The organism is Aeromonas sp. sif0611 (assembly GCF_019218845.1).
Classification (GTDB): Bacteria; Pseudomonadota; Gammaproteobacteria; order Enterobacterales; family Aeromonadaceae; genus Aeromonas; species Aeromonas media.
Map to the genome: position 1 here is coordinate 24,015 of NZ_JAHUWU010000004.1, position 22,966 is coordinate 46,980.

Genomic DNA, 22,966 nt, shown 5'->3' on the forward strand with positions numbered 1-22,966 from the left:
TGCATCACCGGCAGAACGATGTTTTTTTAACTGTGCTTTACATGGAGCAATGAGCATGTTGTCAAAGCGTATTATCCCCTGCCTCGACGTCAAAGATGGCGTGGTGGTCAAGGGCGTGCAGTTTCGCAACCACGAGGTGATGGGCGGCATCGTCGAGCTCGCCCGCCGCTACGCCGAGGAGGGTGCCGACGAGCTGGTGTTCTATGACATCACCGCCTCGAGTGACGCCCGTGTGGTGGACAAGAGCTGGGTGAGCCGGGTGGCCGAGGTCATCGACATCCCCTTCTGCGTCGCCGGCGGCATCAAGAGCGTGGAGGATGCCCGCCAGATCCTGGAATTCGGTGCCGACAAGGTCTCCATCAACTCCCCGGCCCTGGCCGATCCCACCCTGATCACCCGGCTGGCGGAGCGCTTCGGCGTGCAGTGCGTGGTGGTGGGCATCGACTCCTACTTCGACGCGCAGAGCGGCGAGTATCAGGTCAAGCAGTTCACCGGTGACGAGAGCCGCACCCGCACCACCAGCTGGACCACCCTGGAGTGGGTCAAGGAGGTGCAAAAGCGCGGCGCCGGCGAAATCGTGCTGAACGTGATGAACCAGGACGGCATGCGCCAGGGCTATGATCTCGAGCAGCTCAAACTGGTGCGGGCCGTCTGCAAGGTGCCGCTGATTGCCTCTGGCGGCGCCGGGGCCATGGAACATTTTCGCGATGCCTTTACCCTTGCCGACGTGGACGGCGCCCTGGCGGCGTCCGTGTTCCACAAGGGCCTTATCCCCATTCCCGAATTGAAACGCTGGCTGAAAAACGAAGGAGTCGCCATCCGTGAATAATCAAGCAGTAGACAATGCATTGCCCCTCGCCGAGCGCCTGGACTGGGAGAAGTGTGACGGCATGATCCCCGCCATCGTCCAGCATGCCGCGAGCGGCGAAGTGCTGATGCAGGGCTTCATGACCCGCGAGGCCCTGGAAAAGACCCAAAACACCGGCCAGGTCACCTTCTTCAGCCGCAGCAAGCAGCGCCTGTGGACCAAGGGCGAGAGCTCCGGCCATGTGCTGAAACTGGTCGCCATCACCACCGACTGCGATCAGGACTCCCTGCTGATCGCGGCCGACCCGGTCGGCCCCACCTGCCATCTGGGCAATCCCTCCTGCTTCGACGGCCACCCGCTGCCGCCGCTCGGTTTCCTCGCCGAGCTCGAGCAGATCCTGGCATCACGCAAGGGGGCCGACCCCGCCACCAGCTACACCGCCAGCCTCTATGGCAAAGGCACCAAGCGCATCGCCCAGAAGGTGGGTGAAGAGGGTGTCGAAGTGGCCCTGGCCGCCATGGCGAAAGACAGGGAAGAGCTCATCAACGAATCTGCGGACCTGCTCTACCACCTCACAGTGCTGCTGCAAAACGAGGGACTGGGCCTGAAGGATGTGGTGCAGCGCCTTTATGAGCGCCACACCAAGTAATCGTTGAACTCATCTCGACAAAACGGGCCCTCAGGGGCCCGTTTCATTTCATGGTCGCCACCCTGTCAGGTGATGGCAGGCTCAGCGTTTCTTTCAGCCGATGCGGGTCCAGAAGCTCATGTTCACCGAGTTGCGGTCAAGCAGGGTCAGATACTCCGCTGCCACCTCATTGTGCAACCACTGCTGGCAATAGGCTTCGACCAGTGACTGGCTGGGCGCCATCACCAGGTCGGCATAGAGGCCGTCGGCGCCGCGCAGCAGGCAGTGCACGATGAGCTCGGATTGCTGGACAAGAAACTCGGACTCGACCCGCCGTGACAGAGCGAGCAGATCCGCCTCCGTCACCCCTTCCCTGAGCCTAAAGGTGGCAAACTCGACACCCCCTGTCCCCTGCATGTCGCCATTGATGATCATCTAGTTCTCTCCGTTGTGGATGGTCTGGAGAAACCAGCATAACGAAGGGCTACTGACAGCCTTATGTCAGTCCCCAATGGCTTTCTTGCCGTCAACATCCGCAGCAGCGAATGCATCCGACTGTCGCAGGGCAAGGTAATCGGCCAGGGTCACACCGGGGGGAGTGCTTTCCCCCTGGCGGCACAACGCCAGGGTATCGATGCGATCCACCCTGAAATCCCGGTAGGCTCGACGCAGCGCGCACCAGGCGCCGAGTGTCCAGCATCCACCCCAGTAAAAGAGCCCCAGAGGATAGATATGGCGCCCTGTCCTGCTGGCCCTGGCATCCTGGTAGCCTATTTCCAGCCAGTGCCCGGCCGTGATGGCGTCGTGCAACCTGTCCCAGCGAGCGTATACCGGATGCTCCGTACGATAGTCCGGTACCCGCACCACGGGGTCGCGAGTCGCCTGGACGTCCTTTGCTGGCAGGGCAGCCTCTATCTTGGCGAGCAGGGAGCGCGCCGGATCGGCCATCCCCTTGCCGGTCAGCACTGCCACCAGATTCACCCCGGTGATGAGGGCTTCCAGTTCGGCAGCACTCAACTGCAAGGGCGCCATTTCAAACCCTTCACTCAGTCGATAACCCAGCCCGGCTTCACCGTAAACCGGGATACCCGCCAGGGAGAGATCGTCCATATAGCGGTAGATGGTGCGCTCAGAGACACACAGACGCGTCGCCAGCTCGCGGGCGGTCAGGGGCTGGTGAGCCCGCAACAGGTTGGTCAATTGAAACAGTCGATCCGATTTTCTCACGGGCATCCTCAGGCCAGCGGGACGTGGAGGGCATGGTAAGCCGGGATGGGCTCGAAAGGCACGCTTTGTTGGCCAGCAGCCTTTACCTGCTCCGGCCGCTTCCGGCTGAGCCTCGTCCCCAAAGGTCATGAAAAGCAGAACGGGCCCTTGGGCCCGTTGATTGGATGACGACTCCACCTGGGTCACTCCAACTGCTGGCGCAGCATAAATTTTTGCACCTTGCCGGTGGAGGTCTTGGGCAAGGGGGTGAAGATGATGCGCTTGGGGACCTTGAAGTGGGCCATCTGCTCGCGGCAGAACGCAATCAGCTCCGCCTGGCTGAGCACCCGGCCCTCTTTGAGCTTCACAAAGGCGCAGGGCACCTCCCCCCACTTCTCGTCCGGCATGGCGATCACCGCGGCCTCATCCACGTCCGGGTGGCGATAGAGCACGTCCTCCACCTCCAGGCTGGAGATGTTCTCCCCGCCGGAGATGATGATGTCCTTGGATCTGTCCTTGATCTCCACGTAGCCGTCCGGGTGCCAGACCGCCAGATCCCCGCTTCGAAACCAGCCGTCCGCCATCGCCTCTTCGCTCGCCGCCGGGTTCTTGAGGTAGCCCTTCATGACGATGTTGCCGCGCAAGAAGATCTCCCCCAGGGTCTTGCCATCCCGGGGCACCGGCTCGCCGCTGACGGGGTTGGCCACCCGCATCTCCCCCTGCAGCGGCGAGGCCACCCCCTGGCGCGCCTTGAGCCGCGAGAGCGCCGTGGCATCCTGTCCCTGCCAGCTTCGCTGGGGCTCGCACACCACGCAGGGGCCATAGGTTTCGGTGAGGCCATAGACGTGGGTCACGGCGATCCCCATGGCCTCCATGCCGGCGATCACGGTGGCGGGCGGCGCTGCCCCCGCCGTCATCGCCTTGATGGGATGACTGAGCCCCAGTTTCAAGGCCGGATCGGCGTTGTTGAGCATGTTGAGGACGATGGGGGCGGCGCAAAAGTGGCTCACCCTGTGTTCGTGCAGCGCCTCATAGATGGCGCCCGCCTGCACGTGGCGCAGGCAGACGCTCACCCCGGCGGTCGCCGCCAGAGTCCAGGAGAAGCACCAGCCGTTGCAGTGGAACATCGGCAGGGTCCACAGATAGACGGGGTGCTTGGGCAGCTCCCAGGAGAGCACGTTGTTGATGGCATTGAGGTGAGCGCCGCGATGGTGATAGACCACCCCCTTGGGGTTGCCCGTGGTACCCGAGGTGTAGTTGAGCGAAATAGCCTGCCACTCGTCCGCCGGCAGCCAGCCTGGCTCCTGCTCATCCCCTGTGGCGACCAAGGCCTCGTAGGTCAGCTCGCCGACCAGTTCCCCCTCCAGATAGGTTGGATCGTCGATGGCGATCACCAGAGGCTGGCTGTCGATGAGAGAGAGCGCCTTGCGCACCACGGCGCCAAACTCCCTGTCCACCAGCACCACCCTGCTCTGGGCGTGTTGAAAGATGAAGGCCATGGACTGTGCATCGAGCCGGGTATTGATGGTGTTGAGCACGGCGCCGCTCATGGGCACGCCGAAGTGAGCCTCGAACATGGCCGGCACATTGGGCGCGACGATGGAGACCGTATCCCCCTCACCGATGCCGCGGCGGCGCAGGGCCGAGGCGAGACGGCGGCATCGCACCTCGGTCTGGGCCCAGCTCTGGCGCAAGGGACCGTGGATCAGCGCCGGGTAGTCGGGGTAGACCCGAGCCGCCCGGGCCAGGAAGCTCAAGGGGGTCAGTGCCTCGAAATTGGCAGCGGTTTTCTCAAGACCTGTCTCGTAGATGTTCTGGCTTGTCATCGGGTTCCTTCCTCATCGGGGTGCAAAGCGGCGGTGCAGCCGTGAACGCGCCCTGGCATCGTGCCGGCGGCGGCTTTCTGGTACTGAGTGCAAGGGTATCAAGGGGCTCTGGGGGCAGGTATTAGCAAAACGTCTTAAGCAGGCCCGACCCCACGCCTGCTGGTCTGCGCCCTCAGACCCCCCTCTCTTTTGTCGCCAAACACAGACGCCTTTTTGCCGCGGTCATTTTTTGCGCAGTCAGGCCTTGTCGCAGACCCGGGCCCTTTTGCTTGAGTGGGGGCAGCAAAATGACAAGAATGCTCACAGGCCCCGAGAGCGGGCAATCACAGTAGACAGGAGTTAAAGAGATGAACAAATCCATGTTGGCAGGTGTCGGGATCGGTATTGCCTCTGCGCTGGCATTGTCGGCGGCAGCCAGCGGATCCCTGTTTTCATCAGAGCCCCAGTTTGCCGAGGTGCTGGCCAGCAAACCGGTGACCGAAACCATCAAGACGCCGCGCCAGGAGTGTCGCAACGTCACCGTCACCCACCGCAAGCCGGTGCAGGATGAACACAAGATCCTGGGCACAGTGGTCGGCGCAGCCCTCGGGGGCGTGGTGGGCCACCAGTTCGGTGGCGGCAGCGGCAAGAAGGTCGCCACCGCCGCGGGGGCCGTCGCCGGCGGCTATGCGGGCAACCAGGTGCAGGGCAACATGCAGGCCGGGGACACCTACACCACCACGGAGCAGCGCTGCAAGACGGTACAAGATAGCAGCACCCGCACCCTGGGCTATGACGTCACCTACCGCCTCGCCGGTCAGGAAGGGGTGATCCGCATGGAGAAACAACCCGGCCCCACCATCCCGGTCAAGGATGGCAAGCTGGTACTGAGCAACGCGCAGGGTTGATACTCCGTTAGGAGCGCCCTGCCATGGAGAAGGCCCACCCGACGAGGTGGGCTTTTTTCATGGCGAAGAGATGCCCGCATCTCTGCGTTGCCAGGTAGGCCGCAGTGCCGACCGACAAAAAGGGGCCCGCGGGCCCCTTGTGTTATGCATCTTGGTACTGACGCTCATCAGTGACGACCGAAGGGCCACCAGGACTTGTCGTTGTCCTTGATGTCGACCCGGGTCTCCTGCACGGCACCCGGCTGGGCCCCCTGCACCTTCACAAGACCCACCTTGAACTGCTCGGTAGGCTCGACGAACCAGTCATCCAGGATCAGCACCTTGACCGACTTGCTGCCACCTTCACCGGCGGCCCAGCTCACCGACTGGCCGAACCAGGGCAGGAAATCCAGCCCCCAGCGCGCCGTGATCCCCTCAAGGCCCAACTGGGCGCGGGCCGGCTTGCTGAGATCGCCGCTGCGTACCACAGGGATCTCGGCAAACCACTGCCCCTCGTTCACCGTCAGGCTGGTCTGGGCCAGGGAGATGGTGGACGGTGCCAGCTTGTCCTTGATGGTCACCAGGGTCTGGTGCTGCTCCCCCAGCGCCGCGCCGCTCGGGTCAAACAGCTCCAGGGTGAAGGTCTCATCCCCCTCGTGCAGGGTGTCGCTCTTCACCGGGATCTGGATGGTCTGGCTGTCGCTCTGGCCCGCCGCCCAGTTCAGAGTACCGGTGAGGGGCGCCACGTCATTGGCATCGGCGCTGCCAAAGGCGATGCGATAGCTGACGCTGGCCTCCCCATGGCTGCCGTCACGGCGCGCCACGGACAGGGCGAGAATGCTGCCCTCCTCCACGCTGGCAACGGCACTCTCGAGACTCAATACTCCGGCGGGCGGCAGCGGATACTGGATCGCCACCAGCACGGGATCGTGATCCGAGGCGCTGAAGGGCCCGTCCGATTTGGCCAGCTGGCCTGTGTACTTGCTGCCGTATTCGAAGAAGTTGCTCTCGGCGGAGTTGATGTGCCAATCCTCGATGCCGATCACCTTGGCCGCGAGGCCGGGGCTTGCCAGGGCATGATCCAGGTTGCCGAGCTCACCCTCATAGCTGTAGGAGTAGGTGTCAGTGCCGTGGAAGCGGGTGTTGAGGTTCACCAGACCATAGCCCTTGCCAAGGGCGCTGCCGCTCTCCTCGAAAGGCTGGCCCGCCAGTGTGGTGAAAGAGGCGCTCATGATCTGGCGCGATTGGGCGGCCGGATCATAGTCGGTCAGCACCCGGATGGGATCCTCCATGCCGTAGGCGTTCAGATCGCCGATGAGCAGCAGATCCCCGCTCACCGCCTTGAGGCGCTCACCCAGCACCTTGGCGGCGGAGACCCGCAGCGCGTTGCAGTGGCCCTGCCCGTCCAGCGGATCGGCGGTGGCGTAGTCGGGGTAATCCTCGAAGCAGGCGGAACCCTTGGACTTGAGGTGGTTGACCACCAGGGTCAGGGGCGCATCCCCCTTAGGCGAGCTGAAGCGCTGCAGCAGCGATTCGCGCATGCCCTGCTTGATGGCAACCGGCTTGCCGCTGGCGTCCTGCGCCTCGGCCTGCTGCACCGGCAGCTCGATGAGGCTGGCAGCCCCCTCTGGCGTCACGCTGGCGGGCCGGTAGATGAGACCCACCGTGATGGCGTCGGTGCCGATGGGCTGGCCATCGGGGGAAGCCACCCAGGCGTAGTGATCCGCCTCGTCCGGCTGGGCGGCGTTGAGGGCCGCCACCAAGTTGGCGATGGCGGAGTTATCGCCGTAGCCGTTGTTCTCTATCTCCATCAGCCCCACCACGTCGGCATTGAGACGGGTGATGGCGCTGACGATCTTGGTGCGCTGCAGTTCGAACTCCGCCACCGTCAGGGCGCCCCGGTTGCTGCCGGTGGGGTTGGCATCCCCCCCCACCACAGTGGTGAAGAAGTTGAGCACGTTGAAGCTCGCGACCCGCAGATCCCCCGCCTCGGCCAGCTCAGGGGTCTCGACCCTGTCCCAGCCGCTGTGATCGATGTTGCTGGCATCGATACGATTATTCGCCACCAGTCTGAACAGGTTGTAGGAGTAGCCAAGCGCCCCCTCCAGCCCATTGAGCTTGTCACCGATGCGCAGGTAACCATCCTCGGCGTTGAAGCCGGGGAACCAGGGCAGCACACCGTCCGGCGCCTTGGCGTCGGTCTCCACCACCAGCTGATTTTGCTGGTTGCGCAGGGCCCAGTCGCTCGCCTCCTGGCTCATGGCGGCAAATTTCTGGGTCGACTTGATAAGCGGCGCGCCATAGGCCAGCACCAGGTTGTTGCGCTTGCCGTCGTAATCGAAGCTGAAGTTGCGGGTCACCACCAGACTGGATTCGGGCACCAGCCGTACCTGCATCCCCTCGTGGCGCTCCAGCAGCTGGCTGAGGCTCTCGCCCGCCACCGGCACCAGATCCACCGCCGCCGGCACAGCCCCCACCGGCTGGGTCACTACCAGCGCATCGGCACTGAGCTGGGTCTGGTTGAAATACTCCTTCACCTTGCCCGAGACGCATACCTCGGCGCCCGGCACGATGGCGCCGTTGGCCTGGGTGCTGTGGATGAAGAGGCCGTCGGAGGTGGCCGGATCCCCGTCCCCTTGCGGGTCCTGGATGAAGAAGCCCTTGTAGAGACCGTTCACCACCTGAGTGACGATGCCACGGGTGGCATGGGCCTGCTCGGATTCAAACTTGCCGGCCGGTACCAGCGGGCTGCTGCTGCCGGCACCCTGAATGGCAGGCACCGGCACCAAGCTATCCACCGGGCAGACGAAAGCGGGCGGCTGGGTACCATCACAGGAGGCATCGCCGCTGCAGCCGAGACCGCTGGCGTCATCCTTGGCGGCGGCCACGTATTCCAGTGCCGGATCGAAGGGGCCGGTCGCATCAGTGCGGCCCGTGCTGACGGTGGCCTTGCGGCGCAGGGTCATGTCCAGTGTCGAGACGCTGCCAGACACCCAGGCAGTGCCCGGATCCACCCCGACCTGGCCGAAACTGTCCACTATCTCGCTGCCGCGATAGAGCACCAGGGCGTCGTCACCGTTGAACACCAGGTTGCCGCTGGTCTGGGTCGCCTTGGCCAGGATCTCGCCGCTGGCGGAGGGGTTGGCCAGCACCAGGCTGGCACCGGGGGCGAGCGTGCCTTGCAGTGTCAGGCTGTTGGTGGGGGCATCGGTGAGAGGCTTGCCGTTGGCATAGAGCGCCAAACGGTATTGAGAGAGATCGACGGGAGTCGCGCCCAGATTGCTCAGCTCCACCGCCTTGTTGTTGCTGGATCCTTCCAGGTATTCGCTGATCAGCAGTTGTGCCTGTGTCTGTCCAGAGAGCGCCAGCCCGACGGCCAGCGCTACCAGAGAGTGTCTTCCTGACATGGTCAGTTTCCTTTTTTTATTTGCAGATTATGTTATTGGCGCCCCGCGCAAGGCGGGCCGCAGCACCTTGTTACCTGTCGAACTCGGCCGATGACCAAGATCGCGCCTACTCTGCCCTTTTGACGACGGAGCCGCTGAGAGCTGGCTAACAATGACCGCAAATTGTTGCGTGCAGGTGACGATCAATACCCGAATGGTCAGTGCCTGTTATCGGTGCGCAGGAAGTCGTCGCCACCTCTGGGGGGCCATGCCAAGGGGCTCGACATCGAGCAGAGTCCGGGGCTGAGAGCCGCTCCAGAGGTGCGAGCGAGGCGGCCAGAGCGTGGTTCCAAGTGCAGCCAGATAGGCGCCACAGGCCCCCATGCCCCGTGAAGGCAGTGAGATGGGCTTCATTGGAACGATACTCTGTGCTCGTGTGAAACCGGTTCAGTAATGACAGAAATAACAAGAGAGGAGATGGCACAAACGTTTGTTGCTTTTGCGCTCACGAATAGCAATAGTTCTCACTTTCTTTTTTGACCGTCTTTATTCCCGAGGTGCTACAAGATGTTTCGTCACCCCCTGGCAAAGCTGCTGCTGCTTGGTCAGCTCGCCCTGATGAGCTGGATGGCGCAGGCCGCCGCCCCCGTTGAAGTGGAAGATGTGATGGGCCGCAAGGTCTCCCTCAGCCTGCCGGCCAGCCGCATCGTGCTCGGTTTCTATCCCGAGGATTATCTGGCCGTGGCCGGTGAAGGCGGCGCCGATCGCCTGGTGGGCATGTCCCGTGGCTGGTTCGTCAAGTCCCGCCCCGCCATCTGGTCCCTCTATGTCGCCAGCCTGCCGCAACTGGCTAGGGTGCCCGACCTTGGCAACGTGCAGGATCAGAGCTTCTCCATCGAAAAGACCCTGGCAGTCAAACCCGATCTGGTGATCCTGGCCCAGTGGCAATACGAGGCCCTGGCCCCGGATCTGCCGCGCCTCGAGCAGGCAGGCATCCCTGTGGTGGTGGTGGACTACAACGCCCAGACCCTGACCCACCACATGGCGAGCACCCTGCTGCTTGGCAAGGTGACCGGCCAGGAGGCCCGAGCCCAGAAAATGGCCGACGAGTACAAGGCCAAGATTGACACCATCACCTCCCGCATCGCCACCGCGAAGCGCCAGCCACCCCGGGTCTATATCGAGCTGGGTGACAAGGGACCGGCCGAATACAGCTACACCTATGGCAAGGACATGTGGGGCGCCATGGCCCTGCTGGCGGGCGGTGACAACGTCGCAGCGCCCTTTGTCGAACGCTGGGGCCCCATCCACCCTGAGCAACTGCTGGCGAGCAAGCCCGAGGTGATCCTGATGGCGGGATACGAGAGCGTGAGCAGTGCAGAAGCGATGCAGGTCGGTCAGGACGTCTCGGCCGAGACGGTGCGCCAGCGTCTGCAGGGCTTTGCCGCCCGTCCGGGCTGGAGCGAGCTGCCCGCGGTGCAGCAGGGTCGCCTCTATGCGGTCTATCACGGCGCCACCCGCAGCATCATGGATGCCGCCCTCATCGAGTTCATGGCCAAGGCGCTCTATCCGGATCTGTTCCAGGATCTCGATCCCCTGGTCACCTATCAGGGCTTCTACCGCAGCTATCTGCCCATTCACCCCCAGGGCACCTTCATGCTGGGTATCAAGCAGGGTGAAGCAAACTAAATCCGGTCGTTCTGGCTCTGCCCACCTTGGCAGAGCCCTTTTCGTCATCCCTCTTTAACCGGGCGCCCTCATGGCGCCCGCTTCAGGATTGTCATCATGAATGATTTGGCTGCCCTGCAGCAGACCCTCACCCGCCAGCGGCAACGGGAGCGTCGTCGCTGGCACTGGCTGGCGCTGCTCACCCTGGTGCTGTGCATCACGCTAGTGCTCGACATCGCCACCGGCCCCTCCTTGCTGCCCCTTGGGGAGGTGATCGATGCCCTGCTCTCCCCCGCCCAGGCGGACTCCATGACCCGCACAATAGTCCATGACATGCGCCTGCCCATCGCCCTGATGGCGCTGGTGGTCGGCGCGTCGCTGGGCCTTGGTGGCGTGCAGATGCAGACCCTGCTGGACAACCCCCTGGCCAGCCCCTTTACCCTGGGGCTCGCGGCGGCGGCCGGGCTTGGCGCCGCGCTGGCGCTCTATAGCGGCGGTCTCGGGCTCCCTCCCCTGATCGCCATTCCGGCCGGTGCCTTCATCCTGTGCATGTTTGCCGCCAGCCTCTTGTTCGGCCTCGCCATGATGCGCAACATCAGCAGCCAGACCCTGATCCTGGCGGGCATCGCCCTGCTGTTCCTGTTCCAGTCCCTGCTTTCCCTGCTGCAGTTCCTCTCCTCCCCCGAGCTCAACCAGCAGATCATGTTCTGGCTGTTTGGCAGCCTGATGCGCACCACCTGGGACTCCCTGATCATCACGGCCGCCGTCACCCTGATCTGCACCCTGCTCATCTACCGGGATGCCTGGGCCCTCACCAGCCTGCGTCTGGGGGAAGCCCGGGCCAGGAGCCTGGGGGTCAACGTGGACAGGCTGCGCATGAAGACCCTGATCCTGGTCGCCCTGCTCACCGCCACCGCCACCAGCTTCGTCGGCATCATCGGCTTCGTCGGCCTGGTGGCCCCCCACATCGCCCGCATGCTGGTGGGGGAAGATCAACGCTTCCTGATCCCGCTCTCGGCCCTGTGCGGCGCCTGCATGTTGTCGGCGGCCTCGGTGCTCTCCAAGTCCATCATTCCGGGGGCTCTCTTTCCCATCGGCATCGTCACCGCCCTGATTGGTGTGCCCTTCTTCATCTGGCTGATCCTCGGCAGGGGGCGTAAACGTGCTTGAAATATCCCGACTCTCCCTCTCCCTCGGCCAGCAGATCCTGCTGCGAGAGCTCGACCTCACCCTGCATCCGGGTCAGGTCCATGTGATCATCGGCCCGAACGGGACCGGCAAAACCTCGTTGCTGCGCGCCCTGTTCGGTGAACTGACCCCGGCCGCTGGCGACATCCGCCTGGGGGGCCAGAGTGCCCGTCAGATGACACAAGCCAAATGGCGCCAGCAGTTTGGCTACATGCCCCAGAACATCCAGCTGGAGCTGGACTTGAGCGTCATCGAAGTGGTGGTGCTGGGGCGCCTCGACAGCCTCTCCATGCGTCTGGCGGACGAGGACATACTGGCGGCCGGCCGCGCCCTGCAGGCGCTTGGCATCGCCCATCTGGCGGATCGCCCCCTCTACTCCTTGAGCGGCGGCCAGCGGCAGATGGTGCTCTTTGCCCAGGTGCTGCTGCGCGATCCCCGCATCATGATGCTGGACGAGCCGGTCAGCGCCCTGGACCTGCATCACCAAATGCAGCTGATGGAGCACCTCTGCCAGCAGACCCGGGAGCAGCAGTGGATCACCCTGGTGGTGCTGCACGATCTCAACCTGGCGGCCCAGTTTGCCGATCAGCTGATCGTGCTGGCGGGGGGTGACTTGCAGGCCTTCGGCCCCCCCGCCCGGGTGCTCGACGCGGCCCTCATCGAGCGCCTCTATCAGGTGCCGGTGCAGATAAGCCACGATCAGAGCGGTACCCCCTTCCTGCGTACCCTGCGAAGACAATCATGACGGCCCCTTCGGCATGGCCCGCAACCGGCCCCAGGGTACACACAAGATGAACGGCGCCTCCTACTGGCGGGACTGGCAGGGCATGAGCCCGGCCGCCCGCCTGCTCATCATCAATGGGCTGGCGTTCAACCTCGGCTTCTACATGATGATGCCCTTCCTCGCCCAGCACATGGGCAGCGGGCTTGGCCTCGCCGGCTGGGCCTGTGGCCTGGTCATGGGGATGCGGGTCTTCAGCCAGCAGGGGCTGTTTCTGCTGGGGGGCACCCTTGGGGATCGCATCGGCTATCACCCCGCCATCGTCTGGGGCTGCCTGGTGCGCTCGGTCGGCTTCGTGCTGCTGGGCTGGGCCGAGTCCCTGCCCATACTGCTGCTGGCGGCGACCCTGACCGGTTTTGCCGGGGCCCTGTTCACCCCCTGCGCCCAGGCCTATCTCGCCAGCGAATGCGGCACCCCGAGCCAACGTCAGCGCGCCTTCGCCCTGCACAATCTCGCCAGCCAGGCGGGCATGCTGCTCGGCCCTCTGCTCGGCCTGGCACTGACCCAGCAGAGCTATGCCCTGACGGGTATTCTGGCGGCTAGCCTGTTCGCCCTGCTCGGGGTGTTGCAGTATCGGGTGCTGCCCAAACGCCCGGTTAGCAGCCAGAGCCCGCGCGACGCCATTTTGCGCCAATGGCGGGAGATCCTGCGCCAGCGCCCCTTCATGGTGTTCACCCTGCTGGCGGGCAGCTACCAGATCCTGTTCCACCAGCTCTATCTCGCCCTGCCCGCCCATATCCAGAGCCTGCAGGACGCCACCCAGCTGCTCGGCGGCGTCTTCACCCTCTCGGCGGTGATCGGCGTCCTGCTCCAGCTGCCGGCGTCCCGTCTGGTGGAGCGCCGCCTTGGGGTGCCGCTCGCCATGGGGCTGGGGATCGGGGTGATGGGCCTGAGCTATCTCGCCCTGCCGCTGCTCTCCCCCTGGCCGACGGCGGGGGTCCTGGCGCAGGTGGCCCTGCTTTCCTTAGGCTCCATCCTCTGCTTCCCGCTTTTTGCCGCCCAGCTGCCCCGCTACGCCCCCCCTGAGCAACTCGCCAGCTACTACGGCTTCTATGCCAGCGCCGGCGGCTGCATGGCACTCTTTGGCAACCTGCTTATCGGTTTTATGCTGGGGGATGCAGGCAGCCGCCCCGCCACCGCCATCTGGCTGCTGCTGGCCCTCACCGGCCTGCTGGCCGGGTTTGGCCTCTATATCCAGCTGCGCAAGGATGGCCAGCCACAGCCGGCAGCCAATCAATAAACAGGGCGGCCAAGGCCGCCCTGTTTATGTCTACACCCTCCCCCCCTACATAACTTACAGCTAATCCAACACACAAAGGCAGAGCGATATACATTGTGATAACGGCTATCAAGTCAGATATGAACCCAGTCTTGCACCTGCTACGCCAGTGGCGGCCCTATTTGCATGGCCGGTGAGTTGGCCACCAGGTCCAATGCCGTTTGAGGTTGGAAAAAGTGGCCATGGGGCATTCCTGAGAGATTCAGATATGCCCCATTGTAAAGAGATGGGTGAAAGCGCGGATTTATGGTGGATTACAGAGGTGCATCACAGGTTGGATGCGAATGTTCGATTACGTTGTGTTAACCGAACATAAGGCCCTGATCCATGGAGGAATCAATTATGCAGTTTCAGCAACTAGTCATGAGCGCGGTTATCGTTTCTAGCACAGCATTGGCTAGCTACACACCTCCCACCGGGTTTCGTGATATTCCGTGGGCCTCATCACCCAGTGCATTGGCGGGTGGAGCCGCACTTGTGGAGGATCATGGAGACATGAAGTGCTTTGCCAGAAATAAAGAGAGCTTAAATATTGGCGATGCCGATTTGAGGAGCATTACTTATTGCTACTACAAGGACCGTTTTTTTGCAGTCACCGTCAAATTTGCTGGCACAACTAACTTCTCCAAAATTCAGGAAACGCTAACTCAAAAATTTGATGAGCCATTCCGCCCAAATAAATACATGGATAAATATTGGTGGGGATTAAGTGGGAGTGATGTAACGATCATGCTTGAGTACAATGACATTCGCCAATCTGGAGGGTTTACCTACATTTATCAACCCATTTCCAACGAACAGATGAAGGATGAGAAACAACAAGCAGCTAAGGCCACAAAGGATCTGTGATTTGAGCCTTAGTTCAATTAGCTCGTAGGTTCGATTAGCCGCCAAGTATAATCGGACGAATACGAAAGAAAACGGCGGGTCTCCCCGCCGTTCTGCTATCTAGCCCTTACACAGCCTCCGGCCGATCCACATAGAAGGGCGCAGCCTTCCCGCCCAACGCCAACAACTCCCCCTCCAGCTCGATCTCGATGGGCTTGTCGCTCAGGAAGTCCACCGCCTTCTTGGGCGCCAGGCTTGCATGCGGCCGGCTCATTGCCAATGCTGATGAAGCCATCTGCGGCCAATAATGAGCCACCTGTCATTTCTGACAGTGGCAATTTTGTTTTTAGTATGAATACTCAAATTCTAGTGCGCTATGGAAAAACTATGTATGCACCAATTGGGCATCTGACATGAGAGTGGGTACCACACGGTCCCACGGTCTATGGACTGCCGATCTTGAACCGTCTTCTGCAATCCCTACAGAGGGGGGATGGTGTGCTACATCTTCTCCGTGACACCGAATCCCCTTAATGGTAAAGTGCCAATAGAGTCTTTTTCTTGGACGCTGTCATAATTTAACGTATAGATCACCAGTACACATAAGGAACATGGTATGACTGGTCTGTTTAAACAGCTAAGAGATCATGGTGTTGATATTCTAACCTACCGAATGATCGGGATTGAACGTATTGAATTATTCAACAGCAAACGCAAACTATCATTTAATCCTACTATCATAAATCTTTTCCAGCCTGTGGTTCAGGACATTCATATAGCATCGATATTTAGATCACGCCAAGTCAGTCTCCCGTCCATCGCCATTGAAGGTCAGCCACGGCTATTGGAGATTTTATATCGACCACAGGAGGCTGTCCCTCCCACTAGTTTTTATAACTCATGTGACTCAATATCACTTATTGAATTAACTCTTTTACAGTTAAGCGACGCACTTATTAATGCTTTAAAAGAAAAAGTGACCATGTTTTTCTTTAAAGTTGAATACCGAATACTACACGCTGTAGAAGAAGCTCTAATTTATTTTTCCAATATTTTCTCTTCATACAACATTTCTTTATACATTGAGATAAGCCACTGCCCGATTATTGACAACAACATCACCATTAATAGCTTGGTGAGGCTCAAAGAGCATAACATTAACCTGACTGTCGATAACTTCTTATGGCAAGGGGGAGACTGGCGTAAACGGTATCTTTCAAGTGGGATATTCAGTTGCGTAAAATTTGGCGCCCCTCCATCATCGCAACTAGAGATAAATGATTTCAAAGATTGCGTGCTATCACTTCAGGAAAAATACAGCTTAACAACTATCGTCAGTAAAATTGAAACAAAAAAACAGCACGACATTGCTCTGTCCAGCGGCAGTTGGGCGATACAGGGATTTTATTATTCAAAACCCAGAGCAGTTAAACTAATGGACCTCTATTCTTTTCATACCGAGAAACCCCAATCTAACCCCCACGGACTGATAGGGCCGTAGTTTAGATTAGCAAAGTGTAATAAGACGTTTACGATACATAAAAAAACGGCGGATTTTCCCGCCGTTTTCCATTCCCATCCCTCCCCCACCGTCACACCGTCTCCGGCCGGGTGATGCCTCCGATCGGTTGAGCTGGTATGATGGGTTCCTTTGAGACTCACAGCTTCATGGCATCCATCACTGTTCACGCCCTCGCTGCCAATCAAACCGCGTATTCCGCCATGGCAAGACCCCTGCCGGCCATGTTCGCTATCGTTGCCCGCCTGTCCCCACGTGTTTCAGCTCACCTACACCTATGAAGCCCGCAAGCCTGGCGTCAAAGACAAGATTGTTGGTATGGCGTTCAACGGCTCAGGTGTTCGCGACACCGCTCGCGTCCTCAACATAACACTGTCCTGCGCGCCCTAAAACATTCACCCCAAGGCAAGTAACCTCCCAAAAGGTGGTGCTCGATGACGTGGTGCTTATCTGTGAACTTGATGAGCAATGGGCCTATGTCGGCAACACACAGCATCGACATTGGCTTTGGTATGCCTTTGATACCAAAGGAAAACGAGTCGTTACCTATACATTTGGCCCGCGCAACGATGGGGCATGCCGTAGGTTGCTGAGCCCGCTTTCTCCATTCCAGATTGGTTTTATCACCAGCGATGACTGGGGAAGCCATGCAAGAGAGGTTCCGATCGAGACGCATCTGACCGGGAAGACATTCACCCAGCGTATCGAGCGTAACAACCTGACGCTCAGAACGCGCATCAAGCGATTGGCTCGCAAAACCATCTGCTTCTCTCGCTCCATTGAGCTCTATGAGAAAGTGATTGGTGCCTTTATCGAAAGGCTCCATTTCAACTGATTGGAGGCATCACCAGCCTGAGCAGGGAGAACAGCAAGCCCGGCAGCAGTATCACCAGGGCCCCGGCCATGATAAGCGGCAGATGGGCCGCCAGATCCAGCGGGTATTTCACCAGCGCCGAGAAGACCAGCGCCGGGGAGAAGAGCTCTATGTTGGCCCGGTTGATGTAACCGAGTTCAGCTCCCCCGCGCAGCCGCCCGTAGAGGGCGCCGAGGCCCGCCACCGCAAACACCGGGATGACGATATCGAGCAGGGCACTGAGCATGGGGAGTCCGTCTTAGAGTTCGCGGGCGGGGCGCCCCATCAGCACCACGGGATCCAGGGTGACCTCCAGGGTGCCGTTGCTGACCCAGAGCTGGCCGTCCGAGATGGTGCAGGTGAGCTGCATGGTACGCTCCACCATGGCGGTCAGGGGCAGGGTCTGGCTGTCGGAGAGCTCGATCACGGTGAGGTTGTCGTGCAGGCCGAGCTTGCCCTGGTTCTGCTTCCACCAGACGCTGGTGCCGCGGCCACCGTAGAGATAGAGCACCACCTGACGGGAGCGGTTGCACGCTTTCTTGAGGCGCTTCTCGTCGGGCTGGCCGAGTTCAATCCAGAGCTCGATCTCGTCGGAGTAGTTCTTGCGCCAGAGCTCGGGCTCGTCGTCCGCCGAGAGTCCCTTGGTGAACTCCAGCCGCTCGGCGGCGTGCCAGGCAAAGGCCGCCAGCCGGATCATCATCCGCTCGTCGGTCTCGGAGGGGTGACGGGCCAGGGTGAGGGAGAAGTCCTGATAGAGATTGCGGTCCATGTCAGACAAGCTGATCTGGGCCTTGAAGATGGTTGCCTTGAGCGCCATAGAAATCGTGAACACCTGATAAAAGAAAAAGGGCGGACATGCCGGGCGCCAGTGTAATCAAAATGGCCGCCGGGTTCGACCATATTGACCAAGGTTTCCCCACTTGGACCTGGATAAGTGCTTTAAAAGACACATAAAACAAATGCCAGTCGTGAGACTGGCATTTGGCGGCATGAACGAGAGTGACTCACTTCTCGGCGGACTTGACCCCGAAGGCATTGAGCAGCAGGCAGCAGATCACTGCCACGGCCACGAAGCCGCTCAGGAAGATAAAGGGCATGGCCCCGTATCCCAATATGTTCCAGATGGTTTGTTCAAGCAGACTCATAACGTGTCCTTCATCCAGTGAAATGGGTGTCCCTTTCGTGACGGAGTAGTCCCCGTTCCTGATAAGGCTATTTGACCTCAACCGGTGCCTGAGTCCTATGCCACCAAAGTAATAAATGGGGCACCAGTTTGCGCCAGATCAATGATTTGGCCCCTGATGTGCCGCTTTTTTGTCCATGGAGGCGAGCGCTCCCCCCTTCCCAGCCCACGGTCAGACAAAAAAGCGAGGCGACCCCGGGGTCGCCTCGCGTACATCCTTTGCATGTCGCCCGGGATCAGTAGAAGCGCTGTTGCTCCGCCGCCATTGCCTTGAGGCGTGCGCAGGGGGCGAAGCGATCGCCGTGGCGCTTCTGGTAGTACTCGAGGCGCCCCACCAGGTGATCGATGCCGAGGCTGTCCATGTAGCGGAAGGGGCCGCCCAGGAAGGGCGGGAAGCCGATGCCGAAGATGGCACCTATGTCGCCGTCACGGGCCGAGGCCACCACGCCGCTGTCGAGCGCCATGGCCGCTTCGTTGAGCATCAGCAGCACGCAGCGCTCGGCGATCTCCTGGCGGGCCAGCTTGGGCGATACCTTGACCCCGAGCACGGCGTAGACGCTCTCGTCCACCGTTTTCTTGCCCTCCTTGCCGGTGAGCTTGTTGCGCGGCGCCGCCTTGCCGTAGAGGTAGAAGCCCTTGCCGTTCTTGCGCCCCTTGCGATCGTCTTGCAGCAGCTTGTCAAAGGCCTTGGGGGCCTGGAACTGCTCGCCGCCGAGCTCTTTCTCGAGGATGGGGGAGATCTTGGCCCCCACGTCGATACCGACCTCATCGAGCAGGGTGATGGGACCAACCGGGAAGCCGAAGTCCAGCAGGGCACTGTCCAGCAACTCCACCGGTTCCCCTTCCAGCACCAGGCGCGCCGCCTCGTTCATGTAGGGGGCCAGGATGCGATTGACGTAGAAGCCCGCCTCGTCTTTCACCACGATAGGCGTCTTGCCCTGGGCCCGGGCGAAGGCCAGGGTGGTGGCCACCGTCTCGGCGCTGGTGCCGGCGTGAGGGATGACTTCCGCGAGCGGCATCTTGTCCACCGGGCTGAAGTAGTGCAGCCCCACCACCCGCTCCGGATGGGCGGCATTGGCCGCTATCTGGTGGATGGGCAGGGAGGAGGTGTTGGAGGCAAAGACGGTGTGTTCACCGCACTCGCGCTCCACGTCCGCCACCATCTGGTGCTTGAGGGCGAGATCTTCAAATACCGCCTCCACCACCATGTCCACCCGGTGGAAACCGGAATAGTCCAGGGTGCCGGTGAGCAGGCTCATCTGCTTCTCCAGCTCGCTGCGCAGCAGTTGGCGGCGCTTGAGCTTCCTGGCCAGCAGGTCATAGCTGTAGCGCATGGCGTTGCCGATGCCGGCGCTCCCTACGTCCTTGATCCGCACCGGCACCCCGGCCTTGGTGGCGGTGACGAAGGCGATGCCGCCCCCCATCAGGCCCCCGCCCAGCACGGCGGCATGGGCCACCTTGCGCGGCTCGGCGCCCTGGTAGCTGACCTCTTTCTTCATCTCTGTGGTGGCGAAGAAAATCGAGCGCAGGGCGCCAGATTCCGCCGTCATCACCAGCTCGCCAAAGTGGCGGGACTCGGCGGCGAGGCCGGCCTGCATCCCCTCCTCCACGCCGATGCGCACCACCTCGAGGATCCGCTCAGGGGCCGGGTAGTTGCCACGGGTCTTGGCTTTGACTCCCTTGCGGGCCTGATCGAACAGCACTTTGCGACCCAGGGCATTGGTCTCCAGCACCTTGCCCTGCAGATCCCGCTTCAGCTGATGGCGGGGCTTGCCCTTCTTGGCAAGCTTGATGGCGGCCTCCAGCAGGATAGTGGGGGGCACCACGTCATCCACCAGCCCCAGTTTCTTGGCCTGCTTGGCCCGCACCTGCTTGCCGGTCAGCATCAGATCCAGCGCTTTGGCCACCCCGATGAGGCGCGGCAGGCGCTGGGTACCGCCGGAGCCCGGCAGCAGGCCGAGCTGTACTTCCGGCAGGCCCAGCACGGTTTTAGCGTGATCTGTCACCACCCGGCCATGGCAGGCCAGCGCCAGCTCCAGCCCGCCACCGAGGCAGGGGCCGTGAATGGCGGCGATCACCGGTATGGTCAGCGCCTCGATCTCGGCAAACACGATCTGACCTTCCCGCGACAGTGTCTCGGCGTCCTGGGCACTGGTGCAGGCGGCCAGCATGCTGATGTCGGCCCCGGCGATGAAGGAGTCCTTCTTGCCGGAGGCGATCACCAGGCCGATCAGATCGCGGTTCCCCTTTATCTCGGCCAACACGGTGCGGATCTCGTCTGCGAAGGCGGCCTTCAGGGTGTTCATGCTCTCACCGGGCACATCCATGGTGAGGATGCCGATGCCGTCTTTGCGAATATCCAGTGAAAAAGTCTTAGCGCTCATCATTCAACCTCCAGCACCATGGCCACACCCAGCCCACCCGCCGCACAGGCGGTGTTGAGCCCCAGTCCCCCACCCCGACGCCGCAGCTCGTGCAGGGTCTGGGTGATCATGCGCGCGCCTGTGGCGGCAAAGGGGTGGCCATAGGCCAAAGAGCCGCCGAGGACGTTGAATTTGTCCATGTCCACCTCGCCGATGGCCTGATCCCGGCCCAATTTGTCGCGGGCAAACTCGGCACTGGCAAACATCTTGAGGTTGGCCAGGGTCTGGGCGGCAAAGGCTTCGTGCATGTCGATGAGGGTCAGATCGGCCAGCGTGATGCCGGCCCTGTCCAGCGCCAGCGGCGTGGCATAGGAGGGGCCCATCAGCATGTCCTGCCAGACGTCGATGGCGGAAAATGCGAAGCTGCGAATATAACCGAGGGGCTCGAGACCGAGCTCTTTGGCCCGCCCTTCGCGCATCAGCAGCACGGCAGCGGCGCCGTCGGTAAGCGGGGTGGCGTTGGCGGCGGTGACGGAGCCATGCAGCCGGTCAAACACCGGCTTTAGCTTGGCGTAACTCGCCAGATCCGAGCTTTCACGGATGTTGTTGTCCCGCTCCAGCGGCGACTTGTAGGGGGGCACATGGGCGGTGAACACCTCGCCACTGAGCTTGCCCTCGGCCCAGGCTTGCGCCGCCAGCGTATGGGAGCGGTGGGCCAGGGCATCTTGCGCCTCGCGGCTGATCTGGTGGCTCTTGGCCATCTGCTCGGCGGTCTGTCCCATGGAGAGGCCGGTGGAGTACTCGGCCACGGCGGGCGGCACCGGCATCAAGTCTTTCAAGCGCAGACGACGCAGAATATTGAAACGCTGCTGCAGATTGCGCGCCTTGTTGAGATCCACCAGGGCGCGGGCCAGAGTTTTGCTCACCCCGATGGGGAGCACGGAAGAGGAGTCGGCCCCGCCGGCGATGGCGATGTCGACCGTGCCGGCCATGATGGATTCGGTGACGTTGGCCACCGCCTGGAAACTGGTGGCGCAGGCGCGCGACACGCTATAGGCATCGGTGCTGACGCTCATGCCGGTGCCGAGTACGATCTCGCGGGCGATGTTGGGCGCTTCTGGCATCTGTACCACCTGGCCGAACACCAGCTGGTCGATGAGCTTGGGATCGAGATCGGTGCGGGCGAGCAGCTCGCTCACCACCAGTTTGCCGAGATCCACCGCAGGCACGCCGTGGAAGGCGGTGGCCTGCTTGGCAAAGGGGGTTCGCAGACCCGCCACGACGGCAATCCGTTCGCCCTGGCGAGTCGTCAGTTTCAATGGCTGTTTCATCCTGGCTCCTTGGTTAAACGAGAAGATTAAAAGGGAGAGGTCTGACCTCATAGCGCCACATCTTAACAATCCAATCACAACTTTCATACGGCTGATTGAAACTAAATTGTCCCCATCTTGGCCCCCTCCCTCGCCCTTGGGGACCAACTGGAGTATAAAAAGATCAACTTCCATAAAAACAACGGGTTCATTGCATGGCGGTGGCAGAATTCAGAGCACTTGGGAACTATCTTGGCAGTCAGGTTCTGGGACAGGCCCCCCTCATCGAAGGGCTGCTGATCGCCCTGCTATGTGAAGGACATGTGTTGATCGAGGGGGCACCGGGGCTGGCCAAGACCCGGGCCGTCAAGGCGCTGGCCGGTGCCGTCGAGGGGCGCTTCGCCCGCATCCAGTTCACCCCGGACCTGCTCCCCGCCGATCTCACCGGCAGCGAGGTGTTTCACCCGCAAGATGCCAGCTTCGTGTTCCAGCCCGGCCCCTTGTTCAACCACCTGGTGCTGGCGGACGAGATCAACCGGGCTCCGGCCAAGGTGCAGTCCGCCCTGCTGGAGGCCATGGCCGAGCACCAGATCACTGTGGGCAAGAAGAGCTGGCGCCTGCCGCCGCTCTTTATGGTGGCGGCGACCCAGAACCCCATAGAGCAGGAGGGCACCTATCCCTTGCCAGAGGCCCAGCTCGATCGTTTCCTGCTCAAACTCATGGTGGATTACCCCAGCCCCGCCATGGAGCTCGCCATCTTGCAGCTCAACGCCGGGGGCGACGCCCTGCCGACGCCCCCCGTGACCCTGAGCCAGGCCGCCTTGCTCTCGGCTCGCAGCGCGGTGCAGGCCGTGCAGATGCAGACCCGGCTAGAGCACTATCTGGTGCAGCTGATCTGTGCCACCCGCCCCGGCAGCGGCCTCTGCCCCGAGCTCGAATCCCTCATTGCGGTAGGCGCCAGCCCCAGGGCCAGCATAGGCCTGGCCCGCGCCGCCCGCGCCCGAGCCTGGCTCGCCGGGCGCGATTTCGTGCTGCCGGAAGACATCCAGCAACTGGCGCCGGCCATCTTGCGCCACCGCCTCATCCCGAGCTATCAGGCCCTGGCGGACAATCTCGACAACGACACCCTGATCGCCCGTCTGCTGGATGCCATCCCATGTCCCTGACAGCCCGCCGTCCAGCGCCACCGATTCATCCCGAGCTATCAGGCCCTGGCGGACAACCTCGACAACGACACCCTGATCGCCCGTCTGCTGGATCTTATCCCATGCCCC

Annotated in this window: 19 protein-coding genes and 2 pseudogenes; 11 read left to right on the forward strand and 10 right to left on the reverse strand. The window is 61.6% G+C overall.

All coding sequences use genetic code 11. The annotated features are described in order from the left end of the window. Positions 1–55 precede the first annotated feature (55 nt). Both hisF and hisIE read left to right on the forward strand, forming a co-directional pair. Positions 56–829: an imidazole glycerol phosphate synthase subunit HisF gene (hisF, locus tag KW824_RS11245; protein WP_218409820.1), complete on the forward strand. Its 774-nt coding sequence runs from the start codon at positions 56–58 to the stop codon at positions 827–829. Continuing rightward, positions 822–1,457, forward strand: a complete 636-nt coding sequence (hisIE, locus tag KW824_RS11250; RefSeq protein WP_218409821.1) for a bifunctional phosphoribosyl-AMP cyclohydrolase/phosphoribosyl-ATP diphosphatase HisIE — start codon at positions 822–824, stop codon at positions 1,455–1,457. Before hisF ends, hisIE begins: the two co-directional genes overlap by 8 nt. Before the next feature lie 93 nt (positions 1,458–1,550). Here hisIE and KW824_RS11255 read toward each other — a convergent pair whose 3' ends face one another. The 3 genes from KW824_RS11255 to KW824_RS11265 all read right to left on the reverse strand — a co-directional run bounded on the left by KW824_RS11255 (position 1,551) and on the right by KW824_RS11265 (position 4,468). Then, positions 1,551–1,871, reverse strand: a complete 321-nt coding sequence (locus KW824_RS11255; protein WP_218409822.1) for a hypothetical protein — start codon at positions 1,869–1,871, stop codon at positions 1,551–1,553. Between the two features lie 66 nt (positions 1,872–1,937). Then, complete coding sequence (locus tag KW824_RS11260) at positions 1,938–2,636, reverse strand: YafY family protein (RefSeq protein ID WP_218409996.1); 699 nt, start codon at positions 2,634–2,636, stop codon at positions 1,938–1,940. Between the two features lie 209 nt (positions 2,637–2,845). Beyond that, the gene (locus tag KW824_RS11265; RefSeq protein ID WP_218409823.1) at positions 2,846–4,468 is read right to left on the reverse strand and encodes an acyl-CoA synthetase; all 1,623 of its coding nucleotides are present in this window, start codon (positions 4,466–4,468) and stop codon (positions 2,846–2,848) included. Positions 4,469–4,827: 359 nt separating this feature from the next. Between KW824_RS11265 and KW824_RS11270 the strand changes: the two genes are divergently transcribed. Further along, complete coding sequence (locus KW824_RS11270; protein ID WP_214006080.1) at positions 4,828–5,355, forward strand: glycine zipper 2TM domain-containing protein; 528 nt, start codon at positions 4,828–4,830, stop codon at positions 5,353–5,355. Between the two features lie 167 nt (positions 5,356–5,522). On the opposite strand, the gene KW824_RS11275 is transcribed toward KW824_RS11270, so the two are convergent. Then, entirely contained in the window at positions 5,523–8,741 is a 3,219-nt protein-coding gene (locus KW824_RS11275; protein ID WP_256351360.1) for an ExeM/NucH family extracellular endonuclease, read from the reverse strand. Between the two features lie 546 nt (positions 8,742–9,287). Here KW824_RS11275 and KW824_RS11280 point away from each other — a divergent pair. The 5 genes from KW824_RS11280 to KW824_RS11300 all read left to right on the forward strand — a co-directional run bounded on the left by KW824_RS11280 (position 9,288) and on the right by KW824_RS11300 (position 14,485). Further along, positions 9,288–10,409, forward strand: a complete 1,122-nt coding sequence (locus KW824_RS11280; RefSeq protein WP_218409824.1) for an ABC transporter substrate-binding protein — start codon at positions 9,288–9,290, stop codon at positions 10,407–10,409. 96 nt (positions 10,410–10,505) lie between these two features. Then, a complete protein-coding gene (locus KW824_RS11285) occupies positions 10,506–11,558 on the forward strand; it encodes an iron ABC transporter permease (RefSeq protein ID WP_218409825.1) in 1,053 nt (350 codons plus the stop codon). Continuing rightward, positions 11,551–12,321 carry an ABC transporter ATP-binding protein gene (locus KW824_RS11290; RefSeq protein ID WP_043129911.1) on the forward strand — a complete coding sequence of 257 codons (771 nt, stop codon included), beginning with the start codon at positions 11,551–11,553 and terminating at the stop codon, positions 12,319–12,321. Before KW824_RS11285 ends, KW824_RS11290 begins: the two co-directional genes overlap by 8 nt. Before the next feature lie 46 nt (positions 12,322–12,367). After that, positions 12,368–13,597 carry an MFS transporter gene (locus tag KW824_RS11295; protein ID WP_218409826.1) on the forward strand — a complete coding sequence of 410 codons (1,230 nt, stop codon included), beginning with the start codon at positions 12,368–12,370 and terminating at the stop codon, positions 13,595–13,597. A gap of 381 nt (positions 13,598–13,978) precedes the next feature. Then, positions 13,979–14,485 (forward strand): hypothetical protein, encoded by a 507-nt coding sequence (locus KW824_RS11300; protein ID WP_218409827.1) that lies wholly within the window; start codon positions 13,979–13,981, stop codon positions 14,483–14,485. A 106-nt stretch (positions 14,486–14,591) separates the two neighbouring features. Here the strand turns inward: KW824_RS11300 and KW824_RS11305 are convergent, their stop codons facing one another. Beyond that, positions 14,592–14,738 carry a hypothetical protein gene (locus KW824_RS11305; RefSeq protein ID WP_218409828.1) on the reverse strand — a complete coding sequence of 49 codons (147 nt, stop codon included), beginning with the start codon at positions 14,736–14,738 and terminating at the stop codon, positions 14,592–14,594. Positions 14,739–15,080: 342 nt separating this feature from the next. Between KW824_RS11305 and KW824_RS11310 the strand changes: the two genes are divergently transcribed. Continuing rightward, the gene (locus KW824_RS11310) at positions 15,081–15,965 is read left to right on the forward strand and encodes a hypothetical protein (protein WP_218409829.1); all 885 of its coding nucleotides are present in this window, start codon (positions 15,081–15,083) and stop codon (positions 15,963–15,965) included. 150 nt (positions 15,966–16,115) lie between these two features. Continuing rightward, positions 16,116–16,818 (forward strand): annotated as a pseudogene (locus KW824_RS11315) (IS1 family transposase). 13 nt (positions 16,819–16,831) lie between these two features. Here the strand turns inward: KW824_RS11315 and KW824_RS11320 are convergent. The 5 genes and pseudogenes from KW824_RS11320 to fadI form a co-directional block, all read right to left on the reverse strand. Then, positions 16,832–17,083: pseudogene (locus tag KW824_RS11320) on the reverse strand (AEC family transporter); the annotation flags it as partial. Between the two features lie 12 nt (positions 17,084–17,095). Further along, the gene (locus KW824_RS11325) at positions 17,096–17,653 is read right to left on the reverse strand and encodes a YaeQ family protein (RefSeq protein ID WP_043129908.1); all 558 of its coding nucleotides are present in this window, start codon (positions 17,651–17,653) and stop codon (positions 17,096–17,098) included. Between the two features lie 187 nt (positions 17,654–17,840). Continuing rightward, on the reverse strand, positions 17,841–17,981 hold the full coding sequence (locus KW824_RS11330) for a TIGR02808 family protein (RefSeq protein ID WP_081934454.1): 141 nt from the start codon (positions 17,979–17,981) through the stop codon (positions 17,841–17,843). Between the two features lie 274 nt (positions 17,982–18,255). Beyond that, positions 18,256–20,403 carry a fatty acid oxidation complex subunit alpha FadJ gene (gene fadJ / locus KW824_RS11335; RefSeq protein WP_218409830.1) on the reverse strand — a complete coding sequence of 716 codons (2,148 nt, stop codon included), beginning with the start codon at positions 20,401–20,403 and terminating at the stop codon, positions 18,256–18,258. Further along, positions 20,403–21,713, reverse strand: coding sequence for an acetyl-CoA C-acyltransferase FadI (gene fadI / locus KW824_RS11340; RefSeq protein ID WP_218409831.1), 1,311 nt, complete (start codon positions 21,711–21,713; stop codon positions 20,403–20,405). The genes fadJ and fadI overlap by 1 nt, the downstream gene beginning before the upstream one ends. 194 nt (positions 21,714–21,907) lie before the next feature. On the opposite strand from fadI, the gene KW824_RS11345 reads away from it, so the two are divergent. Beyond that, entirely contained in the window at positions 21,908–22,858 is a 951-nt protein-coding gene (locus KW824_RS11345; RefSeq protein WP_218409832.1) for a MoxR family ATPase, read from the forward strand. The last annotated feature ends 108 nt before the right edge of the window (positions 22,859–22,966 follow it).